Source organism: Paenibacillus turicensis (assembly GCF_050461185.1).
Taxonomy (GTDB): domain Bacteria; phylum Bacillota; class Bacilli; order Paenibacillales; family Paenibacillaceae; genus Fontibacillus; species Fontibacillus turicensis_A.
Genome location: NZ_JBCMOR010000005.1, coordinates 1,720,512 through 1,743,655, shown reverse-complemented (window position 1 = coordinate 1,743,655; position 23,144 = coordinate 1,720,512). Strand labels below are relative to the sequence as shown.

Sequence of the window (23,144 nt, the reverse complement as noted above, 5' to 3'; positions counted from 1 at the left end):
GTTGTTAATTATAAGGAGATGAAGGATATGAATCATAAAGAAATTTCAGCAGGCGGTGTCGTATACCGCTATAACGGGGATCAGCTCCAAATTCAATTAATTAAGGATCGTTATGGCAAAATGTCGTTTGCAAAGGGCAAGCAAGAGCCAGGAGAAAGTGTAGAAGAAACGGCTTTGCGTGAAATTGTAGAGGAAACAGGCATCGAGGGTGTCATTATGAAGCCAATCGATATTATCGCTTATCAATATCAACATCCGACCTATGGCACAGTAGACAAAGAGGTTCACTATTATTTAGTAAAAAGTGAAGGTGGGGAGCTACGACCACAGGTTGAGGAAATTCGTGATGTGGAGTGGTACGCTCCATTAGAAGCTTGGGAAAAGCAACAGACTGCTGGATACGATAATAATGATTTTATTTTACAAAAGGCGTTACACCTGCTTGGCATCGATGCGTGACCATACGGGGAAATAACAGATTGGCAAAGCGATAAGTGAGCAAACCACATTAAAAATCGTTTGAATATGGGCAATTTGACTGGAAGGATCTGAAGAGAGTCCTACTGCAATAACATTTAGAACAGGAATAAGCGGTAGAAATAAAATCGCTCCTGCAACATTTAAAATAACATGTGACCAAGCGACAAAGGAACCCGATCTTGTCCCGCCGATGGAAGCGATGAGCGCAGTAATACATGTGCCAACATTGGAGCCAAGCACCATTGCGATACCGAGGTTCATAGGAAGAAGTCCAGTCCCTACAAGCCCCATCGTAATTGCAATTGTAGCCGCACTGCTATGAATTAAGGCGGTAATGATAATCCCTGCAAGCACGCCCCATAAAATATTGTCTGCCGCATGCGCAGTTAACCATGCAATCGTGCCTCTTGCTTCAAGGGCAGGCGCAACGGATTGCATCCATTGGATCGCGATCATAATGAGGCTGAAGCCAGCTAGAGCAAGACAGGCAAATTGCAGTGAACGGAGCCAAGCATAACATTTTGTGAGTGTTGGCATGTAAGTATCCAGAAGCACAAGAACAATCCAAACAAGCATACAAAGATAAAAAACTGTTGGTCCTATGCTGGCTAGATTGAGGGCAATGAGTTCAGTTGTTATGCAGGTACCAATATTTCCACCTAAAATGATACCTAAAGTTTGAGCATAGCTCATGATGCCTGCGTTGACTAAGCCAATGGTCATGACCGTGGTCGCTGTACTGCTTTGCAAAATCGCTGTAATGAGTGTGCTAAAGCATAATCCCCTCCAAGGGGTATGTGTGGAAACCTCAAGAATTTTTATTAAACGGGGTCCCGCCCACGCTTGTAATGAAACCTCCATCACCTTCATGCCAAAAAGAAAGAGGGCAAGTCCCATTGTCACTGGTAAAATGATGTCAGAAACCATTAACTCGCCCTCCCCCTTGGAATGGTGTACAAGTTATATGTATGTCAGTGGACTAAAAAATATTTGTATCAAAAAAATATGTAGGAGTGTGTGACTAAACGTGCCAGCTATACTTTTAAATAAAAATCGCAAAAAGAGACTAGAGCAAGCCCATCCTTGGGTATTTAACAATGAAATCGACGCAGTAGAAGGGGAACCAGCGGCAGGTAGTCTTGTGGAAATCCTAGACCATCGTCGTCGGTTTTTAGGTGTAGGTTATTATAATCCTGCATCACAAATTACAGTTCGTCTTGTTTCCTTTACACCACTTGAAGCGATGGATACTGTCTTTTTTGTGGAGCGCTTCACTGCATGTTTACAGCATCGTAAGCGTTTTGTTAAAGAAACTGCATATCGCTTTGTGTATGGTGAAGCAGACTTTTTACCCGGTTTGATTGTAGATCGATTTAATGACACTGTAGTTGTACAGTTGTTAACATTAGGCATGGATCAATGTCGTACTCAGATTGTAGAAGCTTTAGTACAAGTATTAAATCCTGCTCATATTTATGAACGGAGTGATGTATCTATTCGGGCGATGGAAGGGCTAGAGGAAGTGCAAGGGCCTTTGTATGGAGAGCGTACTCGCCATGTTATTATTGAGGAAAATGGGTTAAAGGTATCTGTTGATATTGAGCAAGGACAAAAAACAGGTTATTTTTTTGATCAACGTGAGAATCGTGCTTCGATTGAACCTCTGATGTTAGGCTGGGGAGAACGAAGTGGGATTGCGATCACGCCAATCACAGATGAAGCTGGCAATGTGCATCACGTCCCTGTAAACAACAAAGGAAAAGAGGTTATTTTCCCTTATTGGGATGGAGCAACGGTATTAGAGTGCTTTTCACATACGGGTAGCTTTACTTTACATGCTTGTAAGTATGGGGCCAAGAAGGTGTCTTGTCTCGATATTTCTGAGCATGCCATTGAAAGCGCGAAAACGAATGTAGAGCTAAACGGTTTTAGTGATCGTGTGGAGTTTATCGTAGCAGACGCCTTTGAATATTTGCGTAGTCAGGTGAAGGGTCTTCAGGAGCGTAAGGCTCGTGCCGCAGGGATCTCCAAAGCAGATACCTCTTTACCTATGACAGCTAATGGAGGACGGACGTGGGATGTTGTTATTCTTGATCCACCAGCCTTCGCGAAAACAAAAGGGGCTGTCAAAGGTGCAATGCGTGGCTACAAGGATATTAACTTACATGGCATGAAGCTCGTAAATGAAGGTGGCTATCTCGTAACAGCAAGCTGCTCGTATCACATGCAGCCAGAGTTGTTCCTGCAAGCGATTAAGGAAGCAGCGGAGGATGCAGGCAAGGTGCTAAGGCTGATCGAATGGAAAGCTGCGGGTAAAGACCATCCGCAAATTTTAGGAGTGCCTGAAGGGCATTATTTGAAATTTGCGATATTTGAAGTGCGTAGTAAGAGCGAAATTTAAGTGTGTAAAAGCAATACATGTAACGGCAAGGGTATTCGTACAAAGTAAGACTGGAGGGATGAGACCTATGTTAGAAAAGGCAACATTTGCAGGGGGATGCTTCTGGTGTATGGTAACCCCATTTGAGGAGCTACCGGGGATTCATAGCATTGTATCAGGATATAGTGGTGGACATGTTGAAAATCCAACCTACAAGGAAGTAAAGACAGGTACTACAGGGCATTATGAGGTGGTACAAATAACGTATGATCCTTCTCTTTTTCCATATGAGCGTCTGTTAGAGCTATATTGGCCACAGATTGATCCTACCGACGATGGGGGACAATTTCAAGATCGGGGGCCACAATATCGTACGGCGATTTTTTATCATACAGAAGAACAAAAGGAAGCCGCACTTGCTTCGAAGGAAGAGGTAGCTGCGAGTCAAAGATTTCCGGGACCTGTCGTGACAGAAATATTACCTGCGGCTGTCTTTTATGAAGCGGAGGAATATCATCAGGATTTTCACAAAAAAAATCCGAAGGAATATAAAGAAGATCGCCGCCAATCTGGGCGTGATGAATTTATTGATAAGCATTGGTCTTAATTCATAAAAGGTAAAGTATTTGCAGAAGTAATATCCACAAAGGATGTTGCTTCTGTTTTTAGTTTTTTTAAGGCTCTATTTAGAAATTAGTCCATGACAACGATAGGAGTCTGGTAGCTACGTTCCAGAACGTTCTTGCGATTGTTGTTCAAGATTGAGCCCTTTTTAAAGTTATTTATAGATTTAATGTATTAGCTCTTGTAATGGAATTGAAATACATACGTATTAACTTATGAATTGCTTGGCCGAGTGATACCTTGGCGAAAGGAGAGTCTTATGTAATGTCAGAGCATGTAACAGTGTTTCCTTTCAAGCAGGAGGAGATAACAGAAGAGTTAGATATACCATTACAATTTGCTGATATTTATGAAGCCTATTATAAGCGGATTTTCAACTACGTTAGCTATCGTGTCAGTGGAACATATACTGCGGAGGATTTAACAAGTCTTGTATTTGAAAAAATACTCAATAGACTAAGCACCTATTCAAAGCAAAAAGCACCATTTGAGGTGTGGATGTTTGCCATAGCAAGAAATACCGTAAATGATTACCACAGAAAACAAAAAAAACGCCAATGGTTTTCACTTGATGTTGTGCAGGGGTTTGTATCAAGTAGAAAAGATCCAGAAAAATTATTTTTAAATGAAGAGCGTAGTGACAAGTTGATTGTGGCGCTTAATACACTCAATGAGCGAGAACGAAATTTAATTGCACTAAAATTTGGCGCTTGTTTACGTAATACTGAGGTCGCAGAAATTACTGGGCTTTCTGAGAGTAATATTGGAGTCATTCTTTATAGAGCCATGAAAAAACTAAAAATTGAGCTTGGGAGTGTGGAACATTTATGAGTGATAAGGAGAAATATGTTCAGTTTCTACATGATTTAGAAGCGAAAGAGCAGGGCAAACCGCTCAGTAGTCTAGACAAGGATTTAGAAACTACAATAGAAACTCAGCAATTGTTGGAGCTAGCTACAGCACTACACAATAAGGATTTTAGTGCCACCTCAGACTGTAATAAAGTTTTATTAAAAGTACAAAAAATGAGCAATAATCAGGAGGGAAATATTATGAAAACTAAAAATAGATTTAAAACACCTGCAATTGTACTTAGTGCGGCACTTTTTATGGGTTTACTTAGCATTACAATTGCAGCACCTTCATTTGCACAAAATATAGTAGATAAAGTATTAGCTTCCTTTAATTTAGGGCATATTCAGGTATCTCAAATGGAAACGCCAACTTCTTTACCTCCATTGTCTGAAGTAGAGCAAGAAAACAATAAAATCAAAATGATGAAAGTTGGAGAAAAAGAAACAGATGATGATACTCTTAGCCTCAATAACTTTTCTGATGTAGATAAATATGCTAACTTTGATGTTTTACTTCCCACATATTTGCCAGAGGGATACACTTTTGATCGAGCAGAATTATACAAGAATGATGAGGGACAAATAAGTGGCAAGTATGTTAATCTTTATTTTACTAATAAAGAAACGAAGGGAACGATCTATATGCAACAACGGTTTCCAGATGAAGAAACTGCCTATGCAACAAGTACAGATGGGAACTTAGAACAATTAACGATTAATGGCGTTGCAGCTATATTGATGGATGATCATAAACTTAACTGGGAAACAGAAAATGCTATGTATAGTCTTTCTAGTAAAGATATAACTAAAGCAGACTTAATCACTTTGGCAGAATCAATTCGTTAGTAAAGCTTCATTAGTACAGCCTCCTACACCATAAATGAATGGGAAGGAGGCTTTTTCTTGCGTTCATACTCATTGAAGACACTTATACATGTCGTGCATGTTAAACATGTTGTTGATGTCATAATATTAATGTTACGTATTTAGAAACTTTTTTAAATAACCATCAATCACGATTGAATCCTGCTCATTTTCACCAATACCAAAGCAATGTCCCCACTTGGACTCAATAGGCTGATAAACGGCATTTGGCATATGTTGCACCTCAAAGGCATTGTCTTCTGCTGGGAAAAATAAGTCTGAGGAGCCTGGCATAACAAGAGCAGGCATCTTAATTTTGTTTAAAGCTTGTATGAAATCGCCTTTGTCTTGTGGATTGTCACTAATATCTCCATATATACCTGTGCGCAGCATCGTAATTAAATCATTAGCATCAAACGAGAGAAACACCTTGTCCCAATAATCCTCTAAATAGGACTGTAATGAAGGGTATCCTCCAATTTTGTATAACTCCTCTAAATAATAAGCCTGAGAAAATCCCCATGGTGCATAACTACGTCCCATTGCAGCAAGTCCTAATGTCGGTGGCGTTTCATAAAAACCATTGTTCCATACCGCATCTGCTTGTAATGCTGCAATAAGTGATTGAAATACAAGCTGTGCATGAGGTCTTGCTTTTGCTGTGCCACCAAACGGTGCAATTCTCTCAACCATGTCGGGATAACTTGTTCCCCATTGAAAGGTTTGTAGTGCACCTAGTGACCAACCTACAACTAGCTTAATTTCCTTTATTCCAAACTTTTGGGTCACTAGCTGATGTTGTGCGACGACATTATCGTAAATTGAAATGTGAGGAAAGTTAGCTGCGTTAAAAGGAGCAGCGGTATTGCTTGGTGAAGCAGACAATCCGTTACCTAGCATATTAGGGACAATGATAAAATATTTGCTAGGATCAAGTGCTTTATCTAATCCAATCAGCCATTCGTTATCAGTATGAGTTCCTGCAAACCAAGTTGGATATACGATGACATTATCTTTTTCAGGGTTTAAAGTGCCGTATGTTTTGTAGGCTAAAAAGGCTTGGGGAAACACCTGACCTGATTGTAATGTGAAATTTTCAAGTGGAAATATATCATAATCTTTCATTGTTTTCTCCTCCTGTAATTGACTCAGTGCATGTCAGTGATTTATAAAATCACAGTAAAAATGTTAGCTGTATCTAATACATACAGTGCAACTATGACTTGCTTTTACAGTAATCTAAGTTTAAGATCAAATCAACGAAACGTTTTTGAAGGATATATTCATTTTTTTTGAACGGAGGGGATAGATATGGAAATCCGTCAGTTAAAAACATTCTGGACACTTGCTTCCACGCGTAGCTTTAGTCAAACGGCTCAGTTGTTAAACTATGTTCCTTCCACCGTCACGATGCAAATTAAAGGATTAGAAGAAGAGTTAGGTGTGAAGCTATTTGATCGTTTGGGTAAAAGTGTGACTTTAACAGAAGCAGGAGCGCAATTTTTACCATATGCGAATAAAATTTTAAATGATGTGGAGGAAGCAAAATGTGTTTCAGGTAACAGTGGCGAGCTTCGGGGGACGGTTGTGATCGGGGCAGATGAAACGCTTTGCACTTATTTGCTACCAACGTTGCTTCGCCGCTTTCGAGAAGACTATCCCAATGTCCGCCTGTTGTTCCGCCCTTTACCCAGCCAGCATTTAAGACAAAGTGTGCGGGATGGACTTGTAGATATTGTTTTTGTGTTGGATGAACCGATTGTTTCAAGTGATCTACATGTTGAACAAGTAAGGGAAGAGACGTTTCTTATGGTGGCTTCCCCTGATCATGGGTTAGCTTCACATAGTAGCATCAAGGTTGCAGACCTGCATAATGAGCATATTTTATTAACGGAAAAGGGCTGCTCTTACCGCACTTATTTTTACCAATCGTTATTAAAAAAAGGAGCGGACAGCTTAACAGAGCTAGAATTTTCTAGTATAGAGGCGATCAAGCAATGTGTCATGGCACAGCTAGGTATTTCATTGTTACCTGAAATGGCGGTGCGTAATGAACTTCAAGAAGGGAAGTTAGTTCCTTTACCATGGGACCTATCAGAAATTAAATTTTGCACACAATTGTTGTGGCATGAGGAAAAATGGATTTCTCCAACTCTACAGGCGTTTATAGATTTAGCGTTAGCAGAGTTGAAGAAATGAGAGAAGATAACAGGTTATTATTTGTTATTTTGTGAAATGAACTCAAGTGCCAATCGGTGGGCTTCAAGTTCAAGCTTGACGATTTGATCAATGGCATTCGCCTGCTCATGTCGCTTGACTAATGTCCAAAATTGTCTGTACTCATCATCTTTAAGCGGTGCTCCAGTCTCTAACTCCTTATGGATATCCTCAGCGATCTTGTGAACTTCTGCGAAGTGTTGTGCAATTTGTGGAAGCTGCTGGTCATGTTCAAATAAGTGGAGTGAGCTACTTAGAAAAAGGCTAGCAGACCTACGCGCATCAAGTAAAGATAACATACAAAATTGATTCACTAAAAAACGATGTGTTAGTTGCCTAACATCACAATTTGCATAGAACTCATCATCTCTAAGATCGGAGGCCCATATATCGTAAGCTTTAAACCCCATAGAATAGTCGTTGCTACTTATTTTTGTCATGCTATCCGTAAAAACTTTGAGTGAGTTGATTAAGTTTTCTTTTTGGGTTGGTTGTTTTCCGTTTTTGTTAAAATACATAATTAAGAAAGGCCAGTTGTCAACGTACAGATAGCTATACGGATTGCCAATTTTGCTAGGATCAAATGGTGGAAAGCCTTTTGTGAACACAGGATCATTTTCAATGGTTTGGCGATCATACTTGGTACGACAATATAAATCTTCACCCTCATTCCCATATCCACAAATTAGGCCCCACTCGGGAGCAACACGTAAATTAATAGCTAGAACAGGCTTGTTAGAGGATATTTCCTTTATTATTTTTTGCCGATGCATAGCTCTATCTGTTTTCTCAATGTGTGCGTAGTGTTCAGGCGTATATCCAAATGCTGCAAACCCTGGTGTGGCATAATCATAAGCAACTAAACCGTCTACGGCGCTATAGTCCCAGTTAGGTGAACAAAAGGCAATGCGATAACATGCCCCTGAAACACCCATCACTTCCTCATAGGTCGTTTCTATTTTCATAGCTTGTAGTGCTGATGTCAACGCAGCTGCCCATGAGCAGTCCATGCCAGCTCCAAATGGTGGTAATTCCGGTACATCTGGGATATAGTATTCCTTGCTTCTGGCACGTCTAATAAATGTAGTTTTAGTATTGTCATACTCCAAGCTTTCTCCTTCAGCACAGGTAGCCATATGAATCCCACTGTTATTAACATAAATTAGTGTTAAATATTCGGTTTGATCGTTAGCTGGATCACTAGGGAACGTTTGATGGTTTGCGGGATATGCATTCCAGTTAAATGTTTTGTAGTGCTTCATCTTTGGCATAACATCATAATGATAATTTTTGGTACCATATCTTCCTGCGATGATGGATAATGCACTGTTATTATCAGGAAGCTCAATGGGGAGATCATTTTGATCAAGGACTATAGTTTCTCCTTCAAGGAATACTTTGTAGCAGATCCCATGTGAAGATTGGTATTTTAGTGTGACATAGGCTATGCGCTCCTCTGAAACAGTTACACCTAAAATTGATGATGAAGCTAGCACACTTAATTTATTGTTTTCAATTAAACGATTAAGGCGTTTGGTAACCTGTATTGCTTCTAGTCCATCCCCAAATATGGCTTCAATAATGATGAGATTGCCGTCCCTAAATAAATCATCTATACTAACATCTAAAATACGAGCAAGCTGAGGCAATAAAGCAGTTTCCGGCAAAGAGTGTCCATTTTCCCATTTAGATATCGCTTGGGGGGAGACATGAAGCTGCTTTGCTAAATCCTCTTGTGTCAAATTAGATTCCTTACGAAGTAATGCAAGCTGTCGAGCAAATTGTTTTTCGTCCATGATCGTAGTTTGCCAACAATTTCAGCAAACGACCTCCTTTCAAATTTGAAGGCGCCTTCTGAATTTATTATACAAGTGACCGTTACATAGCAATAGAGGGTATTACATGAAGTTAGTGGAAAGTCTTCTCAACTGTAGGTTGAGTAGATGTTAAAGTAATTGAAAGTAGAACGGAGGATTGCATTTGATAGCTAAAGGTAAAATGAAACCAAGATTTCAAAAAAAACGCTGGATATTTTTAGGGATTATTACTGTGATCGTATTTTTAGTCTGGTTAAATAACACAAATGTTTTTTATTCAGGAGGACAAGGCTACAAACTTTTAGCACATAGAGGGCTTGCACAGACATATGATGCTTCTAAAACAGATTGGAACACAAATACAGCGGCAATCATTGATGAGCCAGAGCATGAATATCTTGAAAATACAATTCCTTCTATGCAAGTTGCATTTGATTATGGAGCAGATGTAGTTGAATTTGATGTGAAACTGTCAAGTGATAAAATTCTTGCTGTGTTTCATGATTCACCTATTGAGTACCGAACTGGTGTAGAAGGTGAAGTAGGGGACTACACTATGGAAGAACTAAAAACACTGGATATTGGATATGGTTATACTGCTGATGGTGGAAAAACATTTCCGTTTAGAGGAAAAGGTGTTGGTCTTATGCCTACGATTGACGAGGTTTTTTTCGCCTTTCCCGACAAGGAATTTTTAATTCATGTGAAAGATGGAAACGTTGAAACATACGAGGTTCTATGGAAAAAACTGAGTACATTATCCGAAGAACGTCTTGCCCAACTGACTGTATACGGCGATGATGAGGGGATTGGATATTTAAGAAAGCAAAGTCCTTCTTTGCGTCTGCTGTCAATGGCTATGCTGAAAAAGGCTCTCATCGATTACGAACTGGTAGGCTTTCTGGGGTATGTTCCGGAATCAATGCACAATATGGAACTACATATTCCCCTTAAATATGCAAAATTCCTCTGGGGATGGCCGCATAAGTTTGTTAAACGAATGGAAGCAGTCAATACTCGTGTAGTCATTGTCCAAGGAAGCGGGAGAGTATCGGAAGGATTTGATACCATAGAGAGCCTCGATTCAATTCCAGATAAATATGACGGTTTTGTTTGGACAAACAGAATTGACAGAACAAGGTCTGAATAGCAAGCATTATAAGATATGTACTATTTGAATTAGTGTCGCCGCTAAGAAGGCAACCAACAATCCAATGATTGTACCTTTACCTGCTCCTACAAAATGATGGCGTGGATTAAGATATTCTTCGACCATGTCTTCCGTTCCAGGTATCCAAAACTTTTTACAATGCATAAAAATACCAATATCCAAAATAAACAAATCATATAAATTAACAACAAAGAACAAGAAAAAAACGTAAAGAAAAGCTTCTTTAAATGTTGTTGCCCCTGACAAATATGCAATTACTGCTAATAACAATACAAATGTGAATGCTCCGACAATCTTAATCCAAATGTGTCTTGTCTCCTGTTGCTTAATACTATCTTTATATTGTGGCAAAGACTCTACTCTTTTTCTGATTTCAATAGGATAGGACATGATCTGTCCAACTGGATTTTTAGCTAGCGGTACTAATACTACAATTGAAAATAACACACACAAAATAATACTTTCAATTAAAAATAACATCTCAGTACCTCTTTTCCCAAAATATAATCCAATATTTGTATCCTTGCAATATTCATTGGAAATAGCCTTGAAGTTTAATTTGTTTGACTGTGTCAAAACAATTCAACTCTCTTTTAGGGGAACTAATAAAAAAGAAAAGTAAACACTAATTTTTGTGTTCACTTTTCTTTTTATCTATTCAAATATCACAAGATTCATCTGTACAGGTGTTACTGCCATCTGATTTCATAATAAGCGGGGACTCTGCTTTTGTTTCTTCCCATACTTGATTTAATACTTCTGTAAATACATGTGGGGGTTGAGCGCCCGAAACTGCATATTTACGGTTAATAACAAAGAAAGGAACACCTTGCACACCAATATTTGCCGCTTCTTGCTCATCTGCTTTAACTTCCGCTGTGAATTGATCGCTATTTAACATTTGTAATGCTTGTTCACGATCAAGTCCAACTTCCTCAGCGAGAGAAGCTAACGTGTCAAAGTCACCAATATGCTTGGATTCAACAAAATAAGCTTTAAATATACGTTCAGACATTTCAACCATTTTACCAGATTTAGCGGCAAAGTGAGTCATGCGATGTGCATTTAACGTATTGGTAGGAATCATCGTATCAAATTGATAATCAAGTCCTAGCTCATTAGCTTGAGCTGTTAGCTGAGCATGCATTGATTTTGCCTGTTCAATTGGAATCCCTTTTTCATCGGAAATGACTTGATGAATGGATTTACCAAGGTCTTTGCCGAAATGAGGCATTAATTCAAAGCTTTTGAACACAATTTCTACTTCATCTTTATGCTCAAAGTTGTTTAAGCCTTGCTCAAATCTACGTTTTCCGATATAACAGAAAGGACAGACAAAATCTGACCAAATTTCAATTTTCATTATAAATACCTCCAGTAGGCAATTAGATTAAATTGTATAATCGTTATTTTAAACTATACACTATAAAAAAGAAAGTTACAAATAAAAGTAGTGTGGAAGGAATGAATAAAAATTGATGAAAAAGCAGGTTAGAAGGATGGGGATAAGTATGCTTATTTGTATGCTTTTTCTTGTTGGTTGTACTAAAAGTAACGATATACCACAAAAATCTTATACATATCTTCCTAAGAAGCAAGCGATTGAGCAGTTTGTAAAACAAGAAGAAGGTTTAGCTATGACGGGAATTGTAAGGTTGGAGTTAATGAATGGAGAGAGTTTAATGCTTTTCCGTTACAATAAACATATTTATTCTGGTGGGCAATTACATGAACATCAAGGGAACTATACCATTGAGCGAACAACAGCCTTGTTGGATTTAAGTGAAGCAATGAGTAAAACCTGGTCTAGGCCTATAAGCCATATAAATAATAAAGAGAATTATACGATGTCCGTTCTTCCCGCCAGCAAGCCGGAGGATCATGTTGTGATAGATGAATTCGGATTGGCAGTTAATATACTGCAAGAAAATGATAAAAATGAAGTTAAGTCTATGTTACATGCTTACGAAGTATGGTATCAAAAATAAAAGAGGCTCTCCCAAGACATGGGACTGATCCCTTTCTCACGAGTAGGGGGCAGTCCCACATAAATGGAAGAACCTTTTTTCCTTTATTCCTCTATCCAAACACCTTGACCTGCTTTAAGACTTGCTGCAACATCCAACACACGTTGATTTTCTGAGCCACGCCAGCTTAGTTTCAAGTTACGTTGCTCCAAAATAAATTTTCCATCTATTAATACATCACAATGTGACAATAATGAGCTTTTTGGTTCGTCCGCCAAGATTTCCTCAAATGTGTAGCCAGACCAAATCCAAATGTTTTTACCTTCGCATTCCTTTTTAATTCGTGTTACGAGCTGCAAGAGCTCCACTGGGTGCTCAAACGGCTCGCCACCTAAAATTGATAACCCTGCAATCTGAACATCCTTCATGTTCAAATCTGCAATGATTTGATCTTCTAGCTCCTGCGTATAGGCTGTACCATAGTTAAAGTTCCATGCGGCTGCATTAAAGCAACCCTTGCAAGCATGCAAACAACCAGAAGTGAACAAAGAATGTCTTAACCCACGACCATTAATAACGTCAAACCGTTTATAATCTGCGATGTTCATCATTACATATGTTTAACGCGGGACAATACTTCTTTTTGCTTCCCTGCATTAAATGGACGTTGACTTGGCTCAGATAAATACCCACAGCAGCGACGAATCACGGATGAAGTTTTTGGATTGCTGTTGTTGCAATTTGGACATTTAAAACCTAGATTAGTTGCTTCAAATTCCCCTTCAAATCCGCATTCTAAGCATTTATCTGTTGGTGTATTTGTACCAAAGTAAGGCACACGCTCATAGGCATAATCCCATACAGATTCAAGCGCCTCTGGATTTTTAACTAGTGAATCAAACTCACAATACGTAATAAAGCCACCATTCGCATATACAGGGTATTGCTTTTCAAATTCAATTTTTTCAAATGGTGTTGCTTTTTGATTTACGTCTAAATGGAAGGAGTTTGTGTAATAACCCTTAGAGGTTACATCCTCAATTTCTCCATATTCCTTCTCATCTAAAGCACAAAAGCGATAACATAGGGATTCAGCTGGGGTGGAGTATAGGCTAAAGCCGTATCCTGTTTCATTTTTCCACTGCTCTGTTTTTTGACTTAAATATTTGACGATGTTTAGACCTTTTTCACGTAAAGTCTCATCCTCAAAAATCGCCTTGCCATATAAAGCACGAATTGTTTCATGGATACCGATATATCCAAGTGAAATACTAGCTCGTCCATTTTCCAATAGATGATCAATAGTATCCTCAGGATGTAAACGACTTCCTGCTGCACCTTCCATATATAAAATTGGCGCTACCTTTGCTTTAACTCCCTTTAAGCGTTCAATTCTAAACATGAGTGCTTCACGAGAAATATCTAATACATCGTCAAGCAGCTCATAAAATTTAGCTTCAGAGCCTTGGGCTTGGATGGCTAGTCTAGGTAAATTGGCTGTAACGACACCCATGTTAAATCGACCATCATGGAGTTCCTTTCCATTTTCCTCATATACACCTAAGAAGGAACGACAACCCATTGGGAACTTGAATGAGCCCGTAATTTCTTTAACCTTAGGTACTGAAATAATGTCAGGGTACATCCGTAGTGTGCTACATTTTAAAGCTAATTTCTTAATATCGTAGTTCGGGTCCTCTGGTCTTAGGTTTACGCCTTCTTCCATCGCAAAAATTAGCTTAGGAAATACAGGCGTTTTTCCGTCTTTACCAAGACCACGAATTCGGTTTTTCAAAATGGCAATTTGAATTTGACGTTCTGTCCAAGAAAGACCACGTCCAAAACCAAATGTACTAAATGGAGTTTGACCATTTGCACTTACTAATGTATTAATCTCATATTCTAAAGACTGGAACGCATCAAAGGTTTCTTTTTCAGTTAGCTTTACTGCATATTCGAATGCTCTTGGGTATGTAAGTCGTAAAGCTTCATTTTCATAATTAATATCTTCGTTTGCAATTGATTGTTCCAATTCAGGATACAACCACTCAAGACCTGTTTTAAAGTGCTTACGGAAGGACTGAGCAACATAAGGCGCTAAAATAATATCAATTTCATTAATCGTATTTCCACCGTAAATGTGGCTTGCAACCTGTGCAATAATTTGTGCCGTAATTGCTGTTGCAGTTGTAATAGACTTGGGTGTCTCAATTTGGGCGTTACCAAGCTTAAAGCCGTTTTCTAGCATTTCCTTCAAGTCGATCAGCATACAGTTGTAAATCGGAAAATAAGGGCTGTAGTCTTGGTCATGGAAATGAATGCTCCCACGATTATGCGCTTCAACGACACGTTTAGGCATCATATAGGTTTGAGCAAAATCTTTTGCTGTAATTCCGGCCAATAAGTCACGTTGCGTAGGAATTGTTGCACCATCTTTGTTGGAGTTTTCCTTTAAGACCTCTTCATTGGTTTGATCAAGTAAGCCTTGTACCTTTTTATCTAAGTCGCTACGCTCACGACGTTTAAGGGTACGAATCTCACGATAACCGATATAGGCTTCTGCCACATCTTGACGTGGACTGTTCATTAAATGATGTTGTACTAAATCTTGAATATGTTCTATGTCAACTTTATCAGCGGTGGAAATATCGTTTGTAACTTGGACGGCTACTTGCTTCGCAATCGCCATATCTACTTTTTTTTCTGTGGCTTCCATCGCAGCACAAATCGCATCAATTATTTTTTGCAGATCAAATGCTACCTCGGATCCATCGCGTTTAATAACTAACGTAACAATCACCTCATTATAAAATTGCTTACAATAGTAGTGAGTATAGCATAATTAAAATTGCAAAAAACGTGATTTGAAACACTGTCATCTGTTGTTAATGAAAATTTGAAGAAATGATGAATTTTTGTCGTTACCTCTTTTCAAATACTATATATTGGTGGTATGGAGTGTTTTAATATCTATATGTTGTTAGGTGTTAAAGCATACATATTACTTTTTCACTACAGCTCTTGCTTCGTTTTACCAAAAAGTACGCTTCAGCGATACATAAAAAGCACGCTACTATTGTGATATACTGTAAGACAGATCACATTGGTCATTATAGTAGTTATATGATATTTTACGTCAATTTAAAGGGGGGCTTTCCTTGTCATTACAGCTTATTATTGGACGTGCCGGCAGCGGAAAAAGCCATCATGTATTACAGCAAATCACAACTGCTGTTTCCACCAACCCATTAGGTTCGCCATTAATTTTAATTGCACCTGAGCAGGCGACCTTTCAAATAGAAAGAACCATTCTACAGGCTCCAGGCATTTCTGGTAGTCTTCGTACTCAAGTATTAGGCTTCCATCGGCTTGCTTATCGTATTATGCAGGAGACAGGGGGAGCGGCTTTAATTCCCATCAGTGATGAAGGCAAAAAAATGCTGCTCTATAAAGTGATGGCTCGGCATAGGGATGAGCTAGATCTCTACGGTCGTGCCGCGGATCAACTAGGTTTTATTGAAGAAATAAATACATTGTATACAGAATTTAAGCGTTATAAGCTGGATAGTCAGGGACTACAGCGTTCTTTGGCTGTGCTAGAGCAAGGGAATCATTTAACGCCTCTATTTAGAGATAAGCTACATGATTTGGCGCTCATTTATCGTGAATTTGAAGCTGAATGTGCGGGTTTGTATATTGATGCAGAAGATCATCTTGCAAAATTAGTAGAGGGTACGCCTTTTTCTACATATATAAAGGAAGCTGAGATTTGGATAGACGGCTTTTATAGCTTTACACCTCAGGAGCTTGACGCAATTGGAGCTTTGATGAAGCAGGCGAAAAAGGTCACTATATGCTTGACGCTGGATCGTCCTTACGATATTGAGCCTCCTCAGGAGCTGGATTTATTCCATGGTACTGGACTTGCTTGTTACAAGCTAATGGAAATGGCGAAGGAGCACGGAATAGAAGTTAAGCCAACGATCGTGCTAGAGCCGAATACATTTCCACGTTTTACACAAAGCCAAACCTTAGGTCAGCTAGAAAAGTTATATGCGAGTCAGAGCAGGAGAAAACGGGCTGATGTTGTCAATCCACCTGATTTATTACAGTCATTATCTCTTCGTGCTGCGGCAAATCGTCGGAGCGAGGTCGAGGGTGTAGCACGTCATATGGTAAGGCTAGCGCGTGATGAACGGGCAAGATGGCGAGACATGGCGATTTTTGTCTCTAATCTTGAAGACTACCAGCATGTATTTGAAACGATGTTAGAACAATTTGAAATACCTTATTTTATAGATAAAAAGTTTAGTATGTTATCTCATCCTCTTGTTGAATTTATGCGTGCGGCGCTTAATGTTGTGCTGAAAAATTGGAAATATGAAGATGTTTTTCGCTGTGTAAAAACAGGCTGCCTATTTCCTACGGATGATAGTTTAACATGGGGAGATATGGACGATTTAGAAAACTATATTTTGGCGAGTGGAATAAGTGGCTATCGTTGGTATGATGGTACACCATGGAATTTATCATCTCAAGCCTCACTAGAAGAAGGAGAGCCGTCTACAGCAACACAGGAAGCTCATGCAACTAGGCTACATAAGCTAGAATTGTGTCGTGCTGCCATTGTACAACCTCTTTATGCTTTTGGTAAGAAACTTCATACTGCTAAAAGCGTGACAGAGATGTGTAAGGCAGTCTATGAACTACTTATTCAAGTTGAAGCTCCACATCGTTTAGACCTATGGGCGCATGAGGCGTTGCAGCAGGGGCAAGCACAACAAGCGTTAGAGCATAGACAGCTCTGGAAAAAAATATTAGACGTCCTTGATCAAATGGTAGAGATGATGGGAGAGGAACAACTAGATGCACTGTTATTTGCAGGTGTGTTAGAAACAGGATTAAAATCACTTCATTTATCGTTGGTTCCTCCCTCCTTGGATCAGGTTTTAATTGGTACAATCGATCGAACAAGAAGTAATCATGTTAAGCATGTGTTTTTGTTAGGACTTAACGAAGGAGTTCTCCCAGCGGTAAAACAAGACATGACCATTTTAAATCCGATTGAACGTGAAGTATTGGACAAAAATGGTGTCGTATTGGGACCTAATCTATCCAGACAGCAATTGGACGAACGATTTCTTATTTATAGCGCCTTAACCTCAGCAGATACTTCATTGTGGTTAAGCTACCCCAAAGGGGATGAAGAAGGCAAAAGCTTATTGCCATCAGAAGTTATAAGGCAGGTAAAGGGGTATTTTGCACCCTATTTAACAGAAGTTACGCTTGGAGGTTATACAGAGCAGGAGGATGAAGAAGCGGTTTTAAGTCTATTAACTCATCCACAAGCTGAGCTTCCACAGCTTATTGCTAGATTACGAATGTATCAAGCGGGTATCCCTATTGCTCGTGCTTGGTGGGAGGTGCTTGGCTGGTACAAGACCCAACCCAACTGGCGGGATCAGACCGCTTCATTACTGCAATCGCTTGGCTATAAAAATAAAACTACAACCTTACAGCCAATCACAAGTAAAAGATTATATGGCAAGGTGCTTCGTACAAGCGTGTCTCGTATGGAAAAGTTTTCTGCTTGTCCATTTTCTCATTTTGCTTCATATGGGCTTGCGTTAAGGGAACGAAAGGTGTTTGCGCTAAAGGCGCCTGATATTGGTCAGCTATTTCATGCTGCGTTAAGTAAAATTGCGCTTACGCTTCAGGAGCAAGGCAAAAGCTGGGGCTTGCTCTCTGAGGAGGAATGCTGGCAGCAGGCGGAGGAGGTCGTAGACCACTTAGTGCCTAAGCTACAAGGACAAATTTTGCTCAGCTCTAAACGTTATGGCTACATTACGCGTAAGCTCAAAAATATTGTGGGTCGAGCTTCCGTTATTTTGGGGGAGCAAGCGAAAAGGGCAAGCTTTGAGCCGGTTGGCTTGGAGTTGGATTTTGGACCAGGACGCCCACTTCCACCGTTAACCTTTAAGTTACCGAATGGCTATGTAATGGAAATTGTCGGGCGTATTGACCGCGTTGATATGGCAGAAAGCGAGCAAGGCTTGTTGCTACGTGTCATTGATTATAAATCAAGTCAGACGGATTTGAAGCTACATGAGGTGTATTATGGCTTGTCCTTGCAGATGCTCACATACCTAGACGTATTGTTGACTTCAGCGGAAGCATGGTTGGGGCAAAGAGCTTTACCTGCGGGAACATTGTATTTCCATGTGCATAATCCTCTTTTACAAAATAGTAATCACATAAGCCAAGAGCAAGCTAAGCTAGATATGCTTAAGGCATTTAAAATGAAGGGCTTGATATTAGCTGACCGAGATGTCATTGCAAAGATGGATGCGCCACTAGACAAGGGGTATTCCGATATTTTACCTGTAGCGTTAAAAGCGGACGGAGGTTTTTATAGCTCCGCATCCGTTGCCACTTTAGAGCAGTGGGAGACGTTGCTGAGCAATGCAAGACATACGATCGAAACGATAGGCACTCGAATTACAGATGGTGATGTTGAGATTTCTCCTTATCGATTAGGGACAGAAACGGCGTGCACCCATTGTGCCTATCGGTCTGTATGTCAGTTTGACGACAGCATGGAAGGTAATGATTATCATTTATTGCGAAGTAAAAATAAAAATCAAATGTGGGAGCTACTTGAAGGCATAGAGAAGGAGGTGAAGCCACTATGAACATAATCCCAAAACCAGAAGGTGTATTTTGGAGTGATGATCAATGGAAAGCAATTACGTTAGCAGGGGAGGATATGCTTGTTGCAGCAGCAGCAGGCTCTGGTAAAACGGCTGTACTCGTTGAACGAATTATTCGTAAGTTATGTGATGCAGAATCCCCAATTGATGTTGATCGCTTATTAGTGGCTACCTTTACCAAAGCGGCTGCGGCTGAAATGCGTCATCGGATAGGTGAAGCGCTTGAAACCGCACTTGAAAAAAATCCAAATGACTCACATTTAAAACGGCAGCTCGCGATGCTTGGTTCAGCTTCAATTACGACTTTACACTCCTTTTGTATGGAGGTCATTCAGCGACATTATACATTAATTCCACTTGATCCAGGCTTCCGGATTGCGACTGAAAGTGAAACTTCACTTTTGCGGCAGGAGGTTTTGGAGGAGTTATTTGAGCAAAAATATAGCAATGAAATAGGACAAACTCCTTTTTTATCCCTTGTTGATTGGTATGGTGGGGAAAAAGGAGACGATGCTGTTTTTTGGCTTGTGTTGCGTTTATATGATTTCTCCAGAAGTCATCCATGGCCTGAGGTATGGCTACAGCAAGCAGCAGATATGTTTGTACATGCAGATGAACAAAATCTACAGCACAACGTATGGATAAAAAGTATTATGCAGGATGTGTTGCTGACGCTAGAAGGAGCATTGGGGCGTCTTGAGCAAGGCAAGGCAATTGCGATGGCACCAGGTGGACCTGCCCCTTATGTTGAAACATTAGCAGCAGATAGTGTCATGGTACAGACGTTAATGGACGGGGTTAAACAGCAAGCATGGGCATCATGGTATGAGTTGTTCCAGACCGTGTCCTTTGGCAAGCTAAAGCCATGTAAAAAGGATCAAACTGATCCCATGATGCAGGATCGTGTGAAGGCGTTACGTGATGAGGTTAAGAAAAGTTTGTCTGCCTTACAAACTCAGCTATTTGGCAGAACGACTGCGCAGTTTATTGCTGAGCTTCATGCTAGTGCCCCCCTGATGCAAGAGTTGGCGACTTTAGTCTCTCAATTTGCAGAGGCTTATCGCATTGCAAAAGTGAGTCGGGGCTGGTTGGACTTTTCTGATCTGGAGCATTACGCGTTGCAAATTTTAAGACATCAGGATGCGACACCAACACAGTTACTTCCTTCAGATGCTGCGCTTGAATATCAACAGCAATATGAAGAAATTTTACTAGATGAATATCAGGATACGAACACCGTACAGGAAGAGATCGTACGTTTAATTTCGCGGACATCCCCAGGGAATCGTTTCATGGTTGGTGATGTGAAGCAAAGTATTTATCGTTTTCGTCTTGCAGACCCTGGCTTGTTCCTAGAAAAATATCGGCGTTATCAATACGGAGCTAATATGGAGGGTGGCTATCGTATTGATTTAGCACGTAACTTTCGCAGTCGTTCTCAAGTGATAGATACAGTGAACTTAATTTTTAGACAAATTATGGACGAGACGGTTGCAGAAATTAATTACGATGAACGAGCTGAATTAGTATATGGCGATGGGTATATAACAACAGAAGACGATAATAGTGAAACGTCTATTTACGCTCCCGAATGGTTGTTAATTGACCGTAGTGAAGAGTCTTTAGAGCTAGATGCAGCTCTGGAGGAGCATCGTGAGGCTTATGAGGAGCAACTGACTGATGAAGTGGATAAGGCTGAGCTAGATGCAGTTGTTTTGGAGTCAAGAGTAATCTCGGCACGGATTCATAGACTAATGGGAGCAACTGGAGAATCGGCTTTTCAAGTGTATGATAAAGGGTTAAAGGAGAATCGTTCTGTTCGTTACAGTGACATCGTTATTTTGTTGCGCTCTACAGCCTCATGGGCAAAAGTAATGATGGAAGAGTTGTCCTTACAAGGAATTCCTGTCGTTGGGGAATTAAATCAAGGTTATTTTGATGCCATCGAAGTCGAGACGATGTTGTCCTTTCTTCAAATTATAGATAATCCACTTCAGGATATTCCGCTTGCGGCTGTTTTACGTTCTCCTGTTTATGGGCTTACAGAGGATGAATTAGCACAAATTGCTTTGTATCGTCCCAAGGAGCGAGGAAGTAGCTTTTATCAAGGGCTGGAAGCTATTTGGGCTATGGATGATTGGACAGGATCAGCTGAGGAAAATGAAACGACTGAATACACTGAAATGACTGAATACACTGAAATGACTGAATACACTGAAATGACTGTGAATGAGGTGGAAAGGCTGTCTCCTTTATTGCTTGGCAAGCTAGATACGTTTAAACAACATCTAACGGCTTGGCGTAGCTTTGCAAGGGAAGGCCAGCTAAGTATGCTGATCTGGAAAATCTATAGTGATACAGGGTATTTAAATTGGGTCGGTGGTTTGCCTGCTGGTGTGCAAAGACAAGCTAATTTACAGGCATTGCATGATCGAGCGCGTCAATATGAGCAGTCCACTATGTCTAGTGGCTTATTTCCTTTTTTAAGATACATTACCCGCTTACGTGAAAATGGGGGCGATTTAGGGGCGGCCGTCGCTTCGAGTGATCAAAGTAATGCCGTTCGTATTATGACGATTCATAAAAGTAAAGGACTTGAATTTCCTGTCGTATTTATCGCGGGGTTAGCTAAACAATTTAATCGTCAAGATTTAAATGGATCTTTTTTAGTGCATAAGGAGCTTGGATTTGGTCCTAAATATGTGGATGAGGCATTGCGAGTCAGCTACCCGATGTTACCCAATCTAGCAATTCGTCGTAGGGCAGAGCTAGAGCTGCTTGCTGAGGAAATGCGTGTGTTATATGTGGCTTTAACACGTCCAAGAGAGAAGTTAATTATGGTTTCGGCAGTAAAAGACCTGCTTAAATCGATTGAGGCATGGGGGAGTGCCATTCATGTTCAGGGGCAGAAGCTACCAGATCATTTGCTAGCACGTGCAAAGTGTTACTTAGACTGGATTGGTCCTGCGTTAATTAGGCATCCATCGGCATTGCCATTACGTGAAGCGGCGGATTTAACGGAACCTTCCACACAAGCATTTGAAGGAATGAAGGAGTGGAATATTGTTATTTCCGTTGCAGCTTCGCAATATTTAGCTATGCCTGCGGCGGCAACTCGTGAACAAATGGATATGGGATCCGACCTGCTAAACACTGATTTACAATTAAGCGCCAAAGTAGATCAGCAAATTTATGATGAAATTCATACCAAGCTAGCATGGAAATATCCATATCAGACTGCAACTAGAATACCTGCTCAAACCTCTGTCACTGAAATGAAAGCAAAAATGAGTTTGCACAATGAGCCAAGCCTTTCTATTTTTGAGCGAAAGCAGCTTAGAGAGGAACAAAGTGGACAAGCGTTGGAAGAAAAAGAGGTCGTGTATCAATTACATCTACAGCGTCCAAGGTTTATGGAGCAGGTGAAGCTGTCGCCAACCGAGCGTGGTACTGCTTATCATGTGCTAATGCAGCATGTGCCTTTTGACGTTGAGCCTTCAGTAGGCATTATTCAAGAGACGATCGCTAAACTCATCTTAAATAAAATTTTAACAGCACCTCAAGGAGAGGTGATCGACCCGCAGCGCATTGTTGACTTTCTGCTTAGTCCAGTTGGTATTTTGCTTCGCCAGGCACAGTGGGTGAGACGAGAGGTACCATTTAGCTTTGGCTTAGCTGTACAGGATACTCATGCTGATTTATTGACAGATTTATTGCTTGAGCTTAATGAAGGAACTAATGGTGAAGGATTCCAAGGGAAAAAATCTCTACTTACGGATGAGAATGTTGAGCTAGCTGATGAAGTCGTATTACTGCAAGGGGTTATTGATTGTTTATTTAGTGTAGATGACAAGCTGTATTTGTTAGATTACAAAAGTGATAGAGTTAACCCGCACCTTGGTGGAATTGAGGCGTTAGCTGCGCACTATCAATTTCAGCTAGAATTGTATCAAAAAGCGATCCAAGAGATGACAGGGCAAGTCGTACATGAAAAGTGGTTGTATTTCTTTGATCAAGGGGAAGCGATCAAAATATAAAAGTAGTAGCAATGGTATTAGTA

17 protein-coding genes are annotated in these 23,144 nt (G+C 40.1%); 10 read left to right on the top strand and 7 right to left on the bottom strand.

Going from position 1 to position 23,144, the window contains the following annotated elements:
* Window positions 1–27: 27 nt before the first annotated feature.
* On the top strand, window positions 28–459 hold the full coding sequence (locus tag ABE099_RS10310; RefSeq protein ID WP_430029959.1) for an NUDIX hydrolase: 432 nt from the start codon (window positions 28–30) through the stop codon (window positions 457–459).
* On the opposite strand, the gene ABE099_RS10305 is transcribed toward ABE099_RS10310, so the two are convergent.
* Window positions 433–1,407: a Na/Pi cotransporter family protein gene (locus ABE099_RS10305; protein WP_430029957.1), complete on the bottom strand. Its 975-nt coding sequence runs from the start codon at window positions 1,405–1,407 to the stop codon at window positions 433–435. The genes ABE099_RS10310 and ABE099_RS10305 overlap by 27 nt on opposite strands.
* A 100-nt stretch (window positions 1,408–1,507) precedes the next feature.
* Between ABE099_RS10305 and ABE099_RS10300 the strand changes: the two genes are divergently transcribed.
* The 4 genes from ABE099_RS10300 to ABE099_RS10285 all read left to right on the top strand — a co-directional run bounded on the left by ABE099_RS10300 (window position 1,508) and on the right by ABE099_RS10285 (window position 5,184).
* Window positions 1,508–2,881, top strand: a complete 1,374-nt coding sequence (locus ABE099_RS10300) for a class I SAM-dependent rRNA methyltransferase (RefSeq protein WP_430029954.1) — start codon at window positions 1,508–1,510, stop codon at window positions 2,879–2,881.
* A 67-nt stretch (window positions 2,882–2,948) separates the two neighbouring features.
* Entirely contained in the window at window positions 2,949–3,467 is a 519-nt protein-coding gene (gene msrA / locus ABE099_RS10295; protein ID WP_430029952.1) for a peptide-methionine (S)-S-oxide reductase MsrA, read from the top strand.
* A gap of 281 nt (window positions 3,468–3,748) precedes the next feature.
* Entirely contained in the window at window positions 3,749–4,315 is a 567-nt protein-coding gene (locus ABE099_RS10290; protein WP_430029950.1) for a sigma-70 family RNA polymerase sigma factor, read from the top strand.
* Window positions 4,312–5,184, top strand: coding sequence for a DUF4367 domain-containing protein (locus ABE099_RS10285; protein ID WP_430029948.1), 873 nt, complete (start codon window positions 4,312–4,314; stop codon window positions 5,182–5,184). Before ABE099_RS10290 ends, ABE099_RS10285 begins: the two co-directional genes overlap by 4 nt.
* Window positions 5,185–5,316: 132 nt before the next feature.
* Here the strand turns inward: ABE099_RS10285 and ABE099_RS10280 are convergent, their stop codons facing one another.
* The gene (locus tag ABE099_RS10280; RefSeq protein ID WP_430029946.1) at window positions 5,317–6,327 is read right to left on the bottom strand and encodes an alpha/beta fold hydrolase; all 1,011 of its coding nucleotides are present in this window, start codon (window positions 6,325–6,327) and stop codon (window positions 5,317–5,319) included.
* Between the two features lie 186 nt (window positions 6,328–6,513).
* Here ABE099_RS10280 and ABE099_RS10275 point away from each other — a divergent pair, with 186 nt between their 5' ends.
* Entirely contained in the window at window positions 6,514–7,401 is an 888-nt protein-coding gene (locus tag ABE099_RS10275; protein ID WP_430029944.1) for a LysR family transcriptional regulator, read from the top strand.
* Between the two features lie 17 nt (window positions 7,402–7,418).
* Here ABE099_RS10275 and ABE099_RS10270 read toward each other — a convergent pair whose 3' ends face one another.
* Complete coding sequence (locus ABE099_RS10270) at window positions 7,419–9,215, bottom strand: helix-turn-helix domain-containing protein (protein WP_430029942.1); 1,797 nt, start codon at window positions 9,213–9,215, stop codon at window positions 7,419–7,421.
* Window positions 9,216–9,399: 184 nt separating this feature from the next.
* Here ABE099_RS10270 and ABE099_RS10265 point away from each other — a divergent pair, with 184 nt between their 5' ends.
* A complete protein-coding gene (locus tag ABE099_RS10265) occupies window positions 9,400–10,386 on the top strand; it encodes a glycerophosphodiester phosphodiesterase family protein (RefSeq protein WP_430029940.1) in 987 nt (328 codons plus the stop codon).
* 6 nt (window positions 10,387–10,392) lie between these two features.
* Here the strand turns inward: ABE099_RS10265 and ABE099_RS10260 are convergent, their stop codons facing one another.
* Complete coding sequence (locus tag ABE099_RS10260) at window positions 10,393–10,887, bottom strand: hypothetical protein (RefSeq protein WP_430029938.1); 495 nt, start codon at window positions 10,885–10,887, stop codon at window positions 10,393–10,395.
* A 178-nt stretch (window positions 10,888–11,065) separates the two neighbouring features.
* Window positions 11,066–11,770 carry a DsbA family oxidoreductase gene (locus tag ABE099_RS10255; protein ID WP_430029936.1) on the bottom strand — a complete coding sequence of 235 codons (705 nt, stop codon included), beginning with the start codon at window positions 11,768–11,770 and terminating at the stop codon, window positions 11,066–11,068.
* Between the two features lie 115 nt (window positions 11,771–11,885).
* Between ABE099_RS10255 and ABE099_RS10250 the strand changes: the two genes are divergently transcribed.
* The gene (locus ABE099_RS10250) at window positions 11,886–12,395 is read left to right on the top strand and encodes a hypothetical protein (RefSeq protein ID WP_430029934.1); all 510 of its coding nucleotides are present in this window, start codon (window positions 11,886–11,888) and stop codon (window positions 12,393–12,395) included.
* Window positions 12,396–12,478: 83 nt separating this feature from the next.
* Here the strand turns inward: ABE099_RS10250 and nrdG are convergent, their stop codons facing one another.
* Entirely contained in the window at window positions 12,479–12,982 is a 504-nt protein-coding gene (gene nrdG / locus ABE099_RS10245) for an anaerobic ribonucleoside-triphosphate reductase activating protein (RefSeq protein ID WP_430029931.1), read from the bottom strand.
* Between the two features lie 2 nt (window positions 12,983–12,984).
* Window positions 12,985–15,174 (bottom strand): anaerobic ribonucleoside-triphosphate reductase, encoded by a 2,190-nt coding sequence (gene nrdD / locus ABE099_RS10240; RefSeq protein ID WP_430029929.1) that lies wholly within the window; start codon window positions 15,172–15,174, stop codon window positions 12,985–12,987.
* Window positions 15,175–15,532: 358 nt separating this feature from the next.
* Here nrdD and addB point away from each other — a divergent pair, with 358 nt between their 5' ends.
* Together addB and addA are read left to right on the top strand one after the other, a co-directional pair.
* Window positions 15,533–19,066: a helicase-exonuclease AddAB subunit AddB gene (gene addB / locus ABE099_RS10235; protein WP_430029927.1), complete on the top strand. Its 3,534-nt coding sequence runs from the start codon at window positions 15,533–15,535 to the stop codon at window positions 19,064–19,066.
* A complete protein-coding gene (addA, locus tag ABE099_RS10230; RefSeq protein ID WP_430029925.1) occupies window positions 19,063–23,121 on the top strand; it encodes a helicase-exonuclease AddAB subunit AddA in 4,059 nt (1,352 codons plus the stop codon). Before addB ends, addA begins: the two co-directional genes overlap by 4 nt.
* Window positions 23,122–23,144: the final 23 nt, after the last annotated feature.